Source organism: Halomonas sp. (genome assembly GCF_052095695.1).
In the GTDB taxonomy this organism is placed as follows: domain Bacteria; phylum Pseudomonadota; class Gammaproteobacteria; order Pseudomonadales; family Halomonadaceae; genus Vreelandella.
The window spans coordinates 1-14,016 of record NZ_JBQDLQ010000002.1 but is presented as its reverse complement, the minus strand read 5'-3'; the positions used below and the strand labels follow the sequence as shown (position 1 = coordinate 14,016).

Below are 14,016 nucleotides of genomic sequence, written 5' to 3'. Positions count from 1 at the left end.
CAGACTCGACGGTTTACAACCCCGTTTCTGCAAGGTTCGGATCGATTCTGCCCGGGATGAAAAATAATATCTATATGAAAAAAAATTTCATATCTGGGACTTTAGTCCTGACGAAGCGCGCACGACGAGTTCACAGGCAAGCTCGACGCGCCTGGCAATGAAGTTTTCGTCGAGCACATGATCGCGCATCAGCTTGACCGCAGCCTGCCCGATGCTATGCATAGGAACATGCACCGAGGTCAGCGCGGGTATCAGAAATTCTCCCTGGGGGAGGCCGTCGATACCGACCACCGAAATGTCCTGCGGAACCCGTAGCCCACGGGCGCGGAGTTCCAGCACCACACCGATGGCGAGGCTGTCGCCGGCGCACAGCACGGCGGTGAAATTGTCGCCCTGATCGAGCCTTGCCGCGATTCCTGCCCTTGCTGCTTCCGGCGTCCACTCATCGACCTCGACGACGAGTTCATCCCGATCTGCCTGTGCCTCGATCGGCAGTGACTCGAGCCAGCCCTCGCGGCGCCGCTCGATGGTGCGACGCCCTGGGTTGGTGCAGAACAGAATGCGCTGATGCCCCAGATCGACAAGATACTGGGTGGCGGCGGCGGCCGCTGCCCGGTTGTGCGGCGCCACACTCGAGAGCTGCATCAACGGGTCGTCGCCATTGACCAGCACGATGGGCTTGGCCAGCGTTCGCGCCTGTGCCAGCACGACTTCGTCGTCCACCGCCAGGAACAGCAGCCCGGCCACTTCCTTCGATGCTTCGGCCTCTTTCAGTAATGCCAGCTCGCTCTCGCGGTCGGGCGCGCTCTGCATTTCGAGCTCCATGCCCAGCAGCTTGGCCTGGGCCTTGATGCCGTATAGCACGTGAGTCGTGAATTGATTGCGCTGGTAGTCCACCAGCGCTCTGGCGCTGGCCAGCACTACGATGCGCATACCGGCCAGCGTGCTGGGCTGTTGATAGTTCAGTTCACGCGCCGTGGCGAGAATTCGCTCACGCAGGTCGGCACGTACTCCCGGTGTACCCGATAGCGCCCGCGATGCGGTGCTGATCGAAACATTGCAGTGAGCTGCCACATCGGCAAGTTTCAGTCGTCTTCCCTTTTTACTCATCGCACCACCCCCTGTGGATCGGCCAAGACATTCATGACTATTGTATAAGAAATGAAATTTTTTTTCATATTGCAAATTTTAGTTCTGGTATTCAGTATTTGGATGCTGCTCCAATAAAATTGTTATTCAAGAAACAGCACCCTCTATTTCCGTGGTTCGATCCCGGAGTGATCTCATGCTTTCGTTCAAGAAATGGTTGGAAAGAGTTCTTTTGGTTTTGATGGCGATGATGCTGATCGCCATGGTCTGTTTGATGCTCTGGCAGGTAGCAGCACGATACTTGTTGGGGGTTCCTGCTCTGTACACTGAGGAGAGTCTGCGCTTTGTGATGATCTGGATGGCGCTGACAGGTTCGGCTTACTGCTTTGGCGCCAACAAACACCTCTCCCTGGATCTGATTCCTTCTCTTTTACCAGACAAGGCCGGTCGGATTCTGTATCTCATCAATGCTCTCGTGGTGTTGGCTTTTGCCGGACTCGTTCTGCTATGGGGAGGGTGGAAAGCCAGCATGTCGGCGCTGAATCAGGTGTCGCCCATCATGCAGGTTTCAATGGGATACATTTATTTGATCCTGCCGATATCGGCGGTGCTCATCTCTGCTCTGCAGCTCATCAACGTCTTTCTGATCATGACAGGCCGCCTGCGCTTGCCTTACGCCAAATCCAGTGTTGAGGAGTCCTGACATGATGGCCTTGATGAACTTCATGGCAGATCCGCTTAACGCCGCCTTCGTCCTCTTCGGTGTTTTCTTCCTGCTGCTTTTCATGGGGTTGCCGATATCGGTAGTGATCGTCTTCTCGTCCTTGCTGGTGGGTATCGCCTACCTTCCTCCAGAAACCGCGCTTTTTATCTCTACGCAGAAGATGTTTTCCGGGCTGGACAGCTTCACCCTGCTCGCCATCCCTTTCTTCATTCTGGCCGGTGACATCATGAACAAGGGCGGTATCGCCATCCGGCTGATCGACCTGGCTCGCCTGGTGGGAGGGAGACTGCCTGGCTCTCTGGCGCATACCAATGTCATTGCCAACATGCTCTTTGGGGCGATTTCCGGCTCGTCGATTGCCGCCGCAGCGGCGGTTGGCGGCACCATGGGGCCATTGCAGCGCAAGGAGGGCTACGCGGCCAACTACTCCGCTGCCGTCAATATCGCCTCCGCGCCGACCGGCATTCTGATTCCCCCCAGTGGTCCGCTGATTCTGTTTTCGCTGGTCTCTGGCGGAACCTCTATCTCGGCACTGTTCATTGCTGGCTACATCCCGGGCATGCTGATGGGCCTGACCGTCATGATCGTGGCGGGCATCATCGCCAGGAAGCGCGGCTACCGGAGCAGCGTTCGAAGCACGCCTGATGAAGCGCTAAAAATCGTTCTTCGCGCTTTACCGGCACTGGGAATGATCGTGGTAATCATCGGCGGTATCGTCATCGGTGTCTTCACCGCGACGGAGGCAGCGGCGGTTGCCGTACTCTATGCACTGGTTCTCTCGCTGGCCTACCGCATGACCACGCCCCGGGAATATCTGCGAATCGTTTGCCGCTCGGCGGTCCTGACCGCCTCCATTCTGTTTCTTATCGCAGCGTCGGGGGTCATGTCCTATGTCATGACGATCGCGGGCATCCCCGACATGATTGCCGATACGATCCTTCAGTTCGACAACCTGATTATCATTTTTCTGATCATGAACCTGTGTCTTTTGATCATCGGCTTTTTCATCGATCTGACCCCTGCCGTGCTCATCTTCACGCCCATCTTTCTGCCTATCGCCCAGCAGATGGGCATGGACCCGGTACAGTTCGGCATCATGCTGATCTTCAATCTCGGGGTCGGCTCGATGACACCTCCGGTGGGGAGTGTGCTGTTCGTAGGCTGTTCGGTCGCCGGGCTGCGTATCGATCAGGTCGTGAGACCGATTCTGCCGTTCTTTTTCGCGTTGGTGATCGCTCTGCTGATGGTCACCTACATTCCCTGGTTGTCGCTGGGGCTGCCACGTCTTTTCGGCCTGATGTAACGCGTTTGAATGGACGATCCGACCCAATGGAAAGACAGACAAAGTAGAGGAGTTCCCATGTCACGATTTTCACTCACAGGACACACGGCACTGGTCACTGGCGCCAACACCGGTATCGGTCGTGCCATCGCCATCGCCATCGCCGAGGCGGGTGCCAGCGTCATCTGCGCCGGGCGTCGCTCGACGCAGGAGACTGTCGATACCATCACCGGGAATGGCGGTAACGCCGAGGCCATGATCATCGACTTCGCCGACCCCATGGCGGCCACCGATCTCTTCCAGTCACGGCGGATCGATGTGCTGGTCAACAACGCCGGCATGATTCGCCGCGCCGCCGCTATCGACTTCTCCGAACAGGACTGGGATGAGGTGATAGACGTCAATCTCAAGGCGCTCTTTTTCACCTCTCAGGCGTTCGCCAAAGCGCTGCTGGAGCGCGGGGCCACAGGCAAGATCGTCAATATCGCTTCTCTTCTGAGCTTCCAGGGCGGTATTCGCGTGGCCTCCTACACCGCCGCCAAGCATGGCGTGGCGGGACTGACCAAGCTGCTCGCCAACGAGTGGGCGGCCTCTGGCATCAACGTCAATGCTATCGCGCCGGGCTATATCGCCACCAACAACACCGAGGCGCTGCGCAACGACCCCGAGCGCTCGGAAGCGATCCTCGCCCGTATTCCCGCCGGCCGCTGGGGCGAACCCCGCGATATCGCCGACAGCGCCGTCTTTCTCGCGTCGCCGGCCGCCAACTACATCCACGGCACCGTATTGAACGTGGACGGCGGCTGGCTGGCGCGTTGATTTCTTATTTTTCCATCCATCAGGGAGCAACATCATGAGCATGACAACACGATACGGCGCCGGTCCCAATCAGATCGATTCCATGGATACTGCAGCGCTACGTGAAACCTTCATGGTCGAGGGCCTTTTCACCCCCGGTGAGATCGTCTTCACCTATACCCATCTGGATCGCATGATCGTGGGCGGCGCCGTGCCTCTTCAGTCGCCGCTGACCTTCGGCGACGGCAGCGATGTCGGCACCCCCTATTTCTTCGATGCCCGCGAGATGGGCATCGCCAACCTGGGCCAGCCGGGCTGGATCGAGATCGACGGGGAGCGCCATGCGCTGGCCAACCGCGATGTGCTCTACGTCGGCCGTGGGGCGAAGGAGATCACCCTGGGCAGCGACGAGGCCGACGCACCGGCCCGCTTCTACATGAACTCGGTGCCCGCCGGCGCGGACATCCCCCATCGCCTGATTCCCAAATCGGAAGCGAAGGTCATCACCATGGGCGACGCGGCCAGAAGCAACGTCCGCTCGCTGGCGATGTACGTGCACCCCAAGGTGGCGCCCTCGTGCCTGCTGCTGATGGGCATCACCGACCCGGCCCCCGGGTCGCTGTGGAACACCATGCCGCCGCATCTGCACGAGCGTCGCATGGAGGCCTACTGCTACTTCGATCTGGCCGAGGAGGATCGTGTCATGCATTTCATGGGGCGCCCTGACAACACCCGCCATCTGGTAGTGGCCAACGGCGATGTCGTGCTGTCGCCGGCCTGGTCGATCCACATGGGGGCGGGTACCGGCCCCTACGCCTTCGTCTGGGGCATGACCGGGGAAAACCAGGCCTACGAAGATGTCGATCCCGTATCCATTGCGAGTCTGCGCTGATGAACCTTCGAACCGGAGAGTCGCTCACCTACTGGCAGGTGCTACCGCTGGTGGAGGCGGCCTACGATGTGGCCGACACCACCATGGAAGGCGAGATGGATTCCACCTTCTTCCTGACCAAGGAGAAGAACTGGATCCCGCACACTTACCCCTGCCGTACCGCCTACATAGCCGAACGTCGCGATCAACCGCTCGAGCCGCAGCCGCTGCCCGACTGGTGGCAGGCCCGCAACGTGCTGCCGATGGGCTCGCCATGGCTGGATCTGTCAGGATTCTGGTTCCGCCCGACACGCATCCGCGGCTGGGCGCGGACCGCCATACGGGCCGAACAGGCGGGCACGGCACGCCTGCGCGCGGGAATCTGCGGCGCGGCACGCATTTACGTCAATGGCGAAAGCGCCGGCTGGCTCTCGCCGGCGACCCGCAACGCCATGGACGAGACCGAGTTCGAGGCCGAGTTGCAGGCTGGCGATAACGATATCGTCTTTCAGTTCGAGGATCTGTGCGAACGCGACGCGGTGATTCGCCTCTCGCTGGTCTGGCTCGACGGCCCCGATGCCCAGGTCGGCTACCCCTTCACGGCCGCCCCCGAGACAGTGCGCGAGGTCGAGCGCGCCCTGGAGGCAATGCACCTCGATCGCGCCGTCTACGACGGCGAGGCGATCGAACTGGTCTGCCCCCAGCCGTTCACGCGGCCCGTGACGGCCAGCGTGGAGGTCGCCGGGCATTTCATGTCCCACGGCCGCCAGCGATATCAGCTCGAGATCCCCGCCGGCGCGCAGCGGGCACCTCTCTGCGAGTCCCGTGAACTGCCCGCCGACTACCGCTATTTCGATATCACGTTCGACCACGATGGCTTTGTCACCGACCTGCGGCTGGGCGCGGAGATCACCCGTCGTTCCGCGCTGGGCACCCCCGCCGCGGAGCTGCACGACCGCATCGATGAGACGCTGGGCTGGATCGCCGCCAACGCCGAGTCGGATACCGAGCGGGCGCTGGCCTGTCTCGACGAGGGCAGCGAGGCGATGCGCGCTACCGCCGAGAGGATCATCGAAGCAGAGTTACCGGCCATTGAGCAGTGCTACGACTGTGCTGACTTCTCGCTGGTGCCGCTGCTCTGGTCGCGTATCAATCACGGCCATCGGCTGTCGCCGGCGCTGTTGGCGCGCATCGATGCCGCCATCCTCGACTACCGCTACTGGATGGACGAGCCGGGCAACGATGTGCAGTGGTACTTCTCCGAGAACCACGCACTGCTTTTCCACACCGCCTGCTATCTCGCCGGCCATCTGCACCCGGAAGCGCGCTTCCGGCGCTCGGGGCGAACCGGTGCCGAGCAGCGTGAGACGGGCCGGCAGCGGCTGATGGCGTGGTTCGATCATTTCGAGAGTGCGGAGATGGCCGAGTTCAACTCAGCGCCTTACTTCCCGATCGATCTCAAGGGCTTTACCGCGATTTTCGCCCTCGGCCCCGACGACGAACTGCGCCAGCGGGCGGCGCGGGCTATCGAGCGGCTGGTGACAATCGTGGCCAACTCCGCCCACCAGGGAGTTCTCACCGGGGCCCAGGGGCGCAGCTACCAGCACTCACTGTGTGTCGCCGACACCCTGGAGCTGACCGGGCTGGCGCGTCTGCTGTGGCGCACCGGCAGCTTCGGCGCCCATGTCCACTGCCTGGCGCAACTGGCGCTGTGCCTGCGCGATCACGCTCTGACGCTGCCCGAGACACTGGGCCAGAGAGCCTGTTGGCAGGGCGACGAGGGTCAGGAGTGGATCTATCAGCAGGGCGAGAACGGCTTCTCTCGGCTCTACCACTACAAGACCCGCGACACCGCCATGGGCAGTACCGCTTGTTACCGTTGGTTCGAGTGGGGGTATCAGGAGACGCTGATTCAGGCGCGTATCGGTGCTGATCCGCACGCTCAGATATGGATCAATCATCCTGGCGAACGGGTACAGGCGGGCTTTGGACGACCCTCGTTCTGGGGTGGCTCGGCCAGCATTCCCCGCATCCAGCAATACCGCAACCTGGCCATTGTGGTGTTCGAAGGCCATGCCAGTCAGCCGGATTTCACCCACTGCTGGTTCCCCACCCCGGTGTTCGACGAGTGGCGACTCAACGAGCGCGGCGCCGCCGCCCGTTCGGGGTCCGGCGTACTGGCGCTGACCACCAGCGAAGCCCCGCGACTGATGCAGCGCGGCGCTTCCGCCCACCACGAAATACGTGTTCCCGGGCAGCGCAGCTGGTGGGTTGTGAGGCTGGGGCGCGACTCCTCGGCAGAGGACTTCCTGGCGCGTCACCAGATCGAGCCTGTGCGCGAGCAGCAGGCCTGGGTCGTCGAAGACCCTGATTACGGTCGCGTACTGTTCCACGACGACGGCCGGGTGGAGGCCGAAGGGCGCTTAGTAAACCCTAGTGCTTTCACACTGATGGGATACCGTGAGCTGCTCGCCTGACGCGTGCTCGGTGGTTATGACAATCCGGAAAGCCTAGGCGGGGGGCTGTCGTTGGTTTAACCCCCCGACCAGCCCAGCATAATCGGCACATAAACCACCAGTAGCAGCACGCCAATCAGCCCCAATAAATACGGCACGATGGCGCGGGTGATGCGCTCAAGCGGCAGCTGCGTGATCGATGACGCCACGTAAAGGTTAATCGCCACCGGCGGGGTAATCATGCCAATCGAAAGCCCCACCACAATGATCAAACCAAAGTGGATAGGATCAATCCCCAGCTGAAGCACCAGCGGCAGCAGTACCGGCGTGAGAATAATCAGCGCGCTGGCCGTTTCAATAAACACCCCAGTGAGCAAAATAACGCCGACCACCAGCAGCATAATCACGTAGGGGTCGGTCGAGAGCGATAGCACGGCTTGGGCAATGGCGCCCGGCACCTGCCAGCTGGAGAGCGTCCAGCTCAGCACCGCTGACATCGCAATCACCAGCATAATCACCGCCGTGGTCATCGCAGAGCGAATCAACAGCTTATAAACCTGCATTAGCGTCAGGTCACGATACACAAGCAGCGATACCAGCATGGCGTAATTGACCGCGACGACCGCTGCTTCTGACGGTGTGAATAGCCCCGTGAAAATACCGCCCAGGATGATCACTGGCGTCATCAGCCCCCAGCTGGCATCTTTAAAGGTGCGCAGAATAGTGGCTAGCGATAGCGGCGTACCTTTAGGGTATTGGCGCTTATAGGCCTGGGCAATGGCGATGGCCATTAGCCCTAATCCCATTGCTAGCCCTGGCAAAAAGCCGTTTAAAAACAGCTTGGATACCGACTGCTGGGCGATGACCGCATAGATAATCATCGGCACCGAGGGCGGAATGACCACGCCAATGGTGCCGCTGGCGGCGATCAGGCTAGCCGCCGAGGCCGGGTCGTAGCCCTTGCGTTTAAGCTCTGGTACTAGGCTTGACCCTACGGCCGCCGTAGTAGCGGCCCCTGAGCCGGAAATCGCCGCAAAGAACATGCCCGCCATCACGGAAACCACCGACAGCCCGCCGCGCATAAAGCCCACTAGCGAATCGGCAAAGCTGACCAGTTTTTCGCTCACCTTACCCTGCGCCATTAAATCACCGGCCAGAATAAACATCGGGATCGCGACCAGCGCAAAGGAGTTAATACCCTGGAACATCTGCTGGGTGACGACCATCAGCGGTACGCCCGACTGATACAGGGCATACAGGGCGCTTGCGCCAATCGCAAAAGCGATCGGCACGCCCAGCAGCATAAACAGGAAGAAAAGCCCAAATAGCAGTAGCGTCATAGCGGTTCCTCCTGGTGATGGGAGGACTCGCCGTTAAGCAGCAGCTCTAGAATATCGACCAGCGCATACCACGCCATGATGGCCGCGCAGATTGGCATCACCGCATACACATAGGTCATCGACAGGCGCAGCGAGGCGGATTTCTGAAAGCTCTGCACCTGCATATAGCGGTAGCCAATCACAATCAGCGTGATCATAAAGGCCAGCACGATGAGCAGGGCGATAACCTTTGCCGCTTGGCGCAGACGGCCGGGTAGGGCATCTACCGCAAAGGTCACGGCAATATGCCGCCCGCGCTGAAATGCCAGGGTGCCGGCCAAAAAGGTGATCCATACCAGTAGAAAGCGGGCGACTTCTTCGGTCCAGCCAACGGCGCTAAATAGCACCCGAGAGACAATTTGCAGCGTGATCACGCCAATCAGGGCGGCCATGCCAAGGAACACGATGGGCTGGAGAATCTTATCCAGCCCGCGCTCAATGCCTCTTAATAGTGATAATAACGATTGCGACAAAGTGGCCACGTTACTGCAGCGCCTCCTGAATACGGGGGAGATAGTCACCGAACTGACTGCCGTATTTTTCGTAGACCGGGGCTACCGCGGCCTGAAACGCGTCAATATCCGGCGAGTCGTTGATTTCCATGCCGGCGGCTTCAAGGGCGACTAACTGCTCGGCTTCCATTTCCGCATTTTGTTCGCGTGCGTAGGTGGATGCCTCACGTGATGCCTCAAGCACTAAAGTCTGCACGTCTTCGGGTAGTGAATTCCATTTGGGCAGGCTCATAATAAACAGCGCCGGTGCGTAAATGTGGCGGGTCATGGTCAGGTAACCCTGAGTTTCCGCCAGATTGAACGCAGAGATTGCATTGATGGGGTTTTCCTGCCCATCAATAGTGCCTTGCTGTAGGGCGGTCAGTGCTTCGGTCCAGGCCATCGGCACGGCGTTGGCACCCAGCGTGCGGAAGGTATCCACATACACTTCGTTTTCGATCACGCGTAGCCTTAAATCATCAAGATCGTCAGGGGTATTAATCGCGTTGCGGCTATTGGTGATGTTACGAAAACCGCGCTCGGCGTAAGCCAGCCCTTTGAGATTGACGCCTTCCAGCTTGTCGAGGATCTCCTGGCCGATGTCACCATCTAACACCGAGTAGGCGGCTTCGGCAGAAGGAAACAGAAACGGCAGCTCAAAAACGGAAAACTCATCAACGAAGTTAGCCACCGGCCCGTTGGTAATAACGCCCATATCGACGGTACCAATCTGCATACCTTCCAGCAGCGTACGCTCATCACCTAGCGAAGCATTCGGGAAAATTTCGATGCTGATCGCACCGTCGCTCTTTTCGCTGAGCAGTTCCTGCAAGCGCGTTGCCGCAATGTGGTAAGTATCATCGCTATTAACAACGTGCGCCAGGCGCAGCGTGGTGGCGGGTAGCGTGTCAGCATGAGTGGCCAGCGAAAGCCCCAGAAGGCTGGTGCAAACCATGGCTAGCGTCGCGCGCTGAAGCAGTTGGTAAGGCATATTGGAACGGGTGGCGTTATCCACGTGATCTCCTTGGAATGGGCAGTTTTTTTATAGTGAGACAAGGGGGCTATCTGTGACAGGGGCGTCATCTATAGCATATTGGTTTTAGCGCACAAATAAATGATTCTACTCCTGTGATTTATCATAGAAAGAAAAAAGTGCTAGAACGCGGGCTCAAGAGGTAATCCTATCGACACCAGAAATGCGATAGGCCAAGATCGGTCAAAAGTGGACGTTTTTGGCAGGAGAAAGTTTGCCGATCAAGCCTCGCGCTTGATCGGCACTAAGTGATCGAAAATCCACGTGAACACGAAGGTGAAGACCAGGAAGAACACCAGTAGCGCCACTTCCATTTTAAGTGCATCGAGCGGTCCCACTTGGTACCACCACATGAACAGAGGGATTAGAATGATGACCAGGCCAACTTCAAAACCAACGGCATGGGCAACACGCAGGCCAAGGGAACGGGCCTCGATACTGCGGCTCACCTCCCACCGTTCGAAGAGCGTGTTATAGATAAAATTCCAGATCACAGCGGCAAGGGAGCTTGCAGCTGCAACTGGTAGCGAACTGTGTGCTTCACCCCCGCTGAGAGCCATGAGAAGTAATGTCGCAAGAGCGATTGCGAATGTTTCAAAAACTACCACGTAGGTGGCCCGGCGAGCGAGTGGAGAGAGAGTCATTTACATTCGATCCTGCTTGATTGAAAAATTGCGGCATTAGGTATGCTAGTATATGAATACGATCGTATCTTAACAGGGTGAGAAGGGAAATAGTATGGCTAGACCGAGATTGATCGATCGTGAACAGTTGCTCGATTTGGCGGAAGGTGTGATTGCCAGCGGAGGCGCCGTTTCGTTGTCGTTCGGATCATTAGCTAAAGCAGCTTCCTTGTCGAAGGCAAGTGTGCAGACAGTCTTTGGCACTCGCGAGGCGATGGTCGAGGCGTTACTGGCGAGGTGGATGGTCCGCGAGGCCGAGAAGTACCAAGCCATTCTCGGGGAGGACAGAACTGCTGATGCCCGCTTGAAAGCCCACCTCCAGTCTACACAACGAGAAGAGAGTCACGTCGGCAGGACAGTCTCCGCGATGCTCGCTACGCTAGCAAGCAGCGGCTACGCCAGCTCAGAAATGCAGAACTGGTACCGGGTTCGCATAGACGATCTGGACGCAAATGATTGGGAGAGTCGACAGCGCAGACTTGCCTATTTGGCGGCAGAGGGCGCATTTCTTCTACGCAACCTCGTTGGTTTGGAGATAGACGACGATAAGTGGGCGTTAATCTTTCGCGACATCGAAGAGATGGTCGGCTGAAGCAGTTTCGCTTCCATTATGTCCTAGCCGCCTTATTGAAGCGGTTCAGGAATATGCAACGCGATGGTCATGGACCTACAATCACGAACGACCGAACATGGCGCTTGGGGGTATACCCCCGCAACAGACACTGACCACTGTGGCCTGAACCTACTTTTGAAGCCCTCTAAGCATGGGGGATTACCGAGCAAGCGCCCCGTTGGCGATAGCCTTCACAGCCCAGCGAATCGAAAGAGGGGCGTTGCGGTATGCTTGCCCAAGATCGCCAGATTGCTCACTGCGCTGACTGGCCATAATAGGAACAGATAATGGACACGCTGATTAACGATCTTTTAAACATCGTAGGCAAAACAGGTGTGCTGCTAGGTGACGATATCGCGCAGCGAAGCGTCGATTGGTTCACCAAAGCGCCTTGCGAAGCGAAAGCGATCATCAGACCGCAATCGACCGAGCAACTCAGCCAAGTCATGGCGAAATGCCATGCCGCCAAGCAGCCAGTGGTGACGCACGGCGGGCTAACCGGCATCGTGCACGGCGCCGTGGCCAGCCCCAATGAGCTGGTGGTATCGCTAGAGCTGATGAATCAGATTGAGACTATCGATGCGATCGGTTCGACGATGCAGGTACAGGCAGGCGTGACGCTTCAGCGTGTCCAGGAAGCTGCCCAAGAGATCGATATGCAGTTTGCACTCGACCTGGGCGCGCGTGGTTCTTGCACCATTGGCGGCAACATCGCTACCAATGCGGGCGGTATCCGGGTTATACGCTACGGTATGATGCGCCAGCAGGTGCTGGGGCTAGAGGTGGTATTGAGTGACGGCACCGTGGTGAGTTCGATGAATACCATGCTGAAAAATAACGCCGGTTATGATCTCAAACAGATGTTCATCGGCAGCGAAGGTACGCTAGGGATCGTTACGCGCGCCGTGCTGCGCCTGCATCCCAATATGCCCAGCGAGCAAACGGCCCTGGTCGCCGTGCCCTCGTTTGACGCGCTGACATCGCTGCTGAAGCTCGCGTCTAAAGAGCTTGCGAATAGCCTGAGCGCTTTTGAAGCGCTGTGGAACAATCACTACGCGTTGATGACCTCAGCCACGACCAAACATACGCCGCTGTTGGCGACCGACTCACCGTTCTATGCCATCATCGAAACCCTGGGCTCCGATGAAAAGCAGGAAGCCGAGGCGTTCGCCCGCGTGTTAGAAAAAGCGCTGGAAGCTGGGCTAATCACCGATGCCGTGCTGGCTAACTCCAGTACGCAGCGCCAGGGTATCTGGGATGTGCGCGAGGATATCGAAACGCTGGTGCATGAGCTTAATCCCATGTTTTCCTACGATATCAGCCTGCCGATCACGCATATGAATGGATACGTAACGGCATTAGAGGGCAAGCTGAATGCGCAGTGGCCGGAAACCGGCACGATGGTCGTGTTTGGCCATTTGGGCGATGGCAACCTGCACATTATGATTACGGTGCGCGATGCCAGCCCGCACAGCCGCCGCGAAGTGGAAGAGCTGGTGTACGGTTCGCTAGTACACTACAACGGCTCGATTTCCGCCGAGCACGGCGTGGGGCTTGAAAAACGCGACTATCTGGCGCTTTCACGCTCGCCAGAAGAAATCGCGCTAATGAAGCGCATGAAGCTGGCGCTAGACCCTAAGAACCTGCTCAACCCAGGTAAAATTTTAGCCTAAGCGCGCCACGTACAATTTGTTTTGAGCTAAGCAAAAGGCCACCGAACGGTGGCCTTTTGCGTTAACGAATTAAGCGATGCCTAAGGAGCTGCTTATTCGTTCAGTGCTTCGCGAATGCGGGGAAGATAATCGCCAAACTGTTCGCCGTACTTCTCATAAACAGGCGCAACGGCGGCTTGGAACGCTTCAATATCCGGCGTTTCGTTGATCTCCATACCCGCTTCGCGCAGCGCTGCTAACTGCTCGGCTTCCATCTCGGCGTTGACCTGGCGCTCATACTCCGCCGCTTCCTGCGCCGACTCTTTCAACACCACCTGCACGGGCTCGGGTAGCTGATTCCAGACCGGCATACCCATCACAAAAATGGCCGGTGCATAGGTATGGCGCGAAAGCGTCATGTAATGTTGGGTTTCATCGAGCTTGAACGAATGGATCACGTTCACGGGGTTTTCCTGCCCATCGATGGTGCCCTGCTGCATCGCGGTGAGGGCTTCGGTCCAAGCCATGGGAATAGCATTGGCGCCAAGTTCACGGAAAGTATCGGTATACACCGGATTTTCCATCACGCGCATACGCAGGCCGTCCAGGTCTTCCGGCGTGTTCACCGCGCGCTCGCTGTTGGTCAGGTTACGAAAGCCGCGCTCGGCGTAGGCCAAGCCTTTCAGATTGACGTCTGATAGCTTATCCAGCAGCTCCTGGCCAATCGGGCCATCGAGCACTTCATAAGCGGCGTCTGGCGAGGGAAACAGGAACGGCAGTTCAAACACTGCCATCTCTTCGACAAAGTTGGCCACCGGCCCGTTAGTGATCACACCCATATCCACTGTGCCGATCTGCATGCCTTCCAGCAGCGTGCGTTCGTCACCGAGGGTGGCGTTGGGGTAGATCTCGATATCCACCTTGCCGTCGGTGCGCTCTTCCACC

General features: G+C 58.3%; 13 protein-coding genes and 1 pseudogene. 8 read left to right on the top strand and 6 right to left on the bottom strand.

Going from position 1 to position 14,016, the window contains the following annotated elements:
- Nucleotides 1-87: 87 nt before the first annotated feature.
- Entirely contained in the window at nucleotides 88-1,110 is a 1,023-nt protein-coding gene (locus tag ACTH5D_RS00580; protein WP_441667726.1) for a LacI family DNA-binding transcriptional regulator, read from the bottom strand.
- 175 nt (nucleotides 1,111-1,285) lie between these two features.
- Between ACTH5D_RS00580 and ACTH5D_RS00575 the strand changes: the two genes are divergently transcribed.
- From ACTH5D_RS00575 to ACTH5D_RS00555, 5 genes are read left to right on the top strand one after another with little or no spacing between them, the layout of a single operon-like run.
- Nucleotides 1,286-1,792: a TRAP transporter small permease gene (locus ACTH5D_RS00575; protein WP_441667725.1), complete on the top strand. Its 507-nt coding sequence runs from the start codon at nucleotides 1,286-1,288 to the stop codon at nucleotides 1,790-1,792.
- A gap of 1 nt (nucleotide 1,793) precedes the next feature.
- Complete coding sequence (locus ACTH5D_RS00570; protein ID WP_441667724.1) at nucleotides 1,794-3,116, top strand: TRAP transporter large permease; 1,323 nt, start codon at nucleotides 1,794-1,796, stop codon at nucleotides 3,114-3,116.
- Between the two features lie 57 nt (nucleotides 3,117-3,173).
- Nucleotides 3,174-3,914, top strand: a complete 741-nt coding sequence (kduD, locus tag ACTH5D_RS00565; protein ID WP_441667723.1) for a 2-dehydro-3-deoxy-D-gluconate 5-dehydrogenase KduD — start codon at nucleotides 3,174-3,176, stop codon at nucleotides 3,912-3,914.
- Between the two features lie 34 nt (nucleotides 3,915-3,948).
- The gene (kduI, locus tag ACTH5D_RS00560) at nucleotides 3,949-4,785 is read left to right on the top strand and encodes a 5-dehydro-4-deoxy-D-glucuronate isomerase (RefSeq protein ID WP_441667722.1); all 837 of its coding nucleotides are present in this window, start codon (nucleotides 3,949-3,951) and stop codon (nucleotides 4,783-4,785) included.
- Nucleotides 4,785-7,241: a hypothetical protein gene (locus ACTH5D_RS00555; RefSeq protein ID WP_441667721.1), complete on the top strand. Its 2,457-nt coding sequence runs from the start codon at nucleotides 4,785-4,787 to the stop codon at nucleotides 7,239-7,241. The genes kduI and ACTH5D_RS00555 overlap by 1 nt, the downstream gene beginning before the upstream one ends.
- Before the next feature lie 56 nt (nucleotides 7,242-7,297).
- On the opposite strand, the gene ACTH5D_RS00550 is transcribed toward ACTH5D_RS00555, so the two are convergent.
- From ACTH5D_RS00550 to ACTH5D_RS00535, 4 genes are all read right to left on the bottom strand, one after another.
- Nucleotides 7,298-8,560 (bottom strand): TRAP transporter large permease, encoded by a 1,263-nt coding sequence (locus ACTH5D_RS00550; RefSeq protein WP_441667720.1) that lies wholly within the window; start codon nucleotides 8,558-8,560, stop codon nucleotides 7,298-7,300.
- Nucleotides 8,557-9,081 carry a TRAP transporter small permease gene (locus ACTH5D_RS00545; RefSeq protein ID WP_441667719.1) on the bottom strand — a complete coding sequence of 175 codons (525 nt, stop codon included), beginning with the start codon at nucleotides 9,079-9,081 and terminating at the stop codon, nucleotides 8,557-8,559. The genes ACTH5D_RS00550 and ACTH5D_RS00545 overlap by 4 nt, the downstream gene beginning before the upstream one ends.
- 1 nt (nucleotide 9,082) lies before the next feature.
- Nucleotides 9,083-10,081: a TRAP transporter substrate-binding protein gene (locus ACTH5D_RS00540; RefSeq protein WP_441667790.1), complete on the bottom strand. Its 999-nt coding sequence runs from the start codon at nucleotides 10,079-10,081 to the stop codon at nucleotides 9,083-9,085.
- 263 nt (nucleotides 10,082-10,344) lie between these two features.
- Nucleotides 10,345-10,767 (bottom strand): PACE efflux transporter, encoded by a 423-nt coding sequence (locus ACTH5D_RS00535; protein ID WP_441667718.1) that lies wholly within the window; start codon nucleotides 10,765-10,767, stop codon nucleotides 10,345-10,347.
- Nucleotides 10,768-10,876: 109 nt separating this feature from the next.
- Between ACTH5D_RS00535 and ACTH5D_RS00530 the strand changes: the two genes are divergently transcribed.
- The 3 genes and pseudogenes from ACTH5D_RS00530 (at nucleotide 10,877) to ACTH5D_RS00520 (ending at nucleotide 13,092) form a co-directional block, all read left to right on the top strand.
- The gene (locus ACTH5D_RS00530) at nucleotides 10,877-11,398 is read left to right on the top strand and encodes a hypothetical protein (RefSeq protein ID WP_441667717.1); all 522 of its coding nucleotides are present in this window, start codon (nucleotides 10,877-10,879) and stop codon (nucleotides 11,396-11,398) included.
- A gap of 34 nt (nucleotides 11,399-11,432) precedes the next feature.
- A pseudogene (locus ACTH5D_RS00525) lies at nucleotides 11,433-11,546 on the top strand (IS3 family transposase); the annotation flags it as partial.
- Nucleotides 11,547-11,706: 160 nt separating this feature from the next.
- A complete protein-coding gene (locus ACTH5D_RS00520) occupies nucleotides 11,707-13,092 on the top strand; it encodes an FAD-binding oxidoreductase (protein ID WP_441667716.1) in 1,386 nt (461 codons plus the stop codon).
- A gap of 92 nt (nucleotides 13,093-13,184) precedes the next feature.
- Here ACTH5D_RS00520 and ACTH5D_RS00515 read toward each other — a convergent pair.
- On the bottom strand, nucleotides 13,185-14,016 hold an 832-nt coding region (locus tag ACTH5D_RS00515), incomplete at its 5' end, for a TRAP transporter substrate-binding protein (RefSeq protein WP_441667715.1).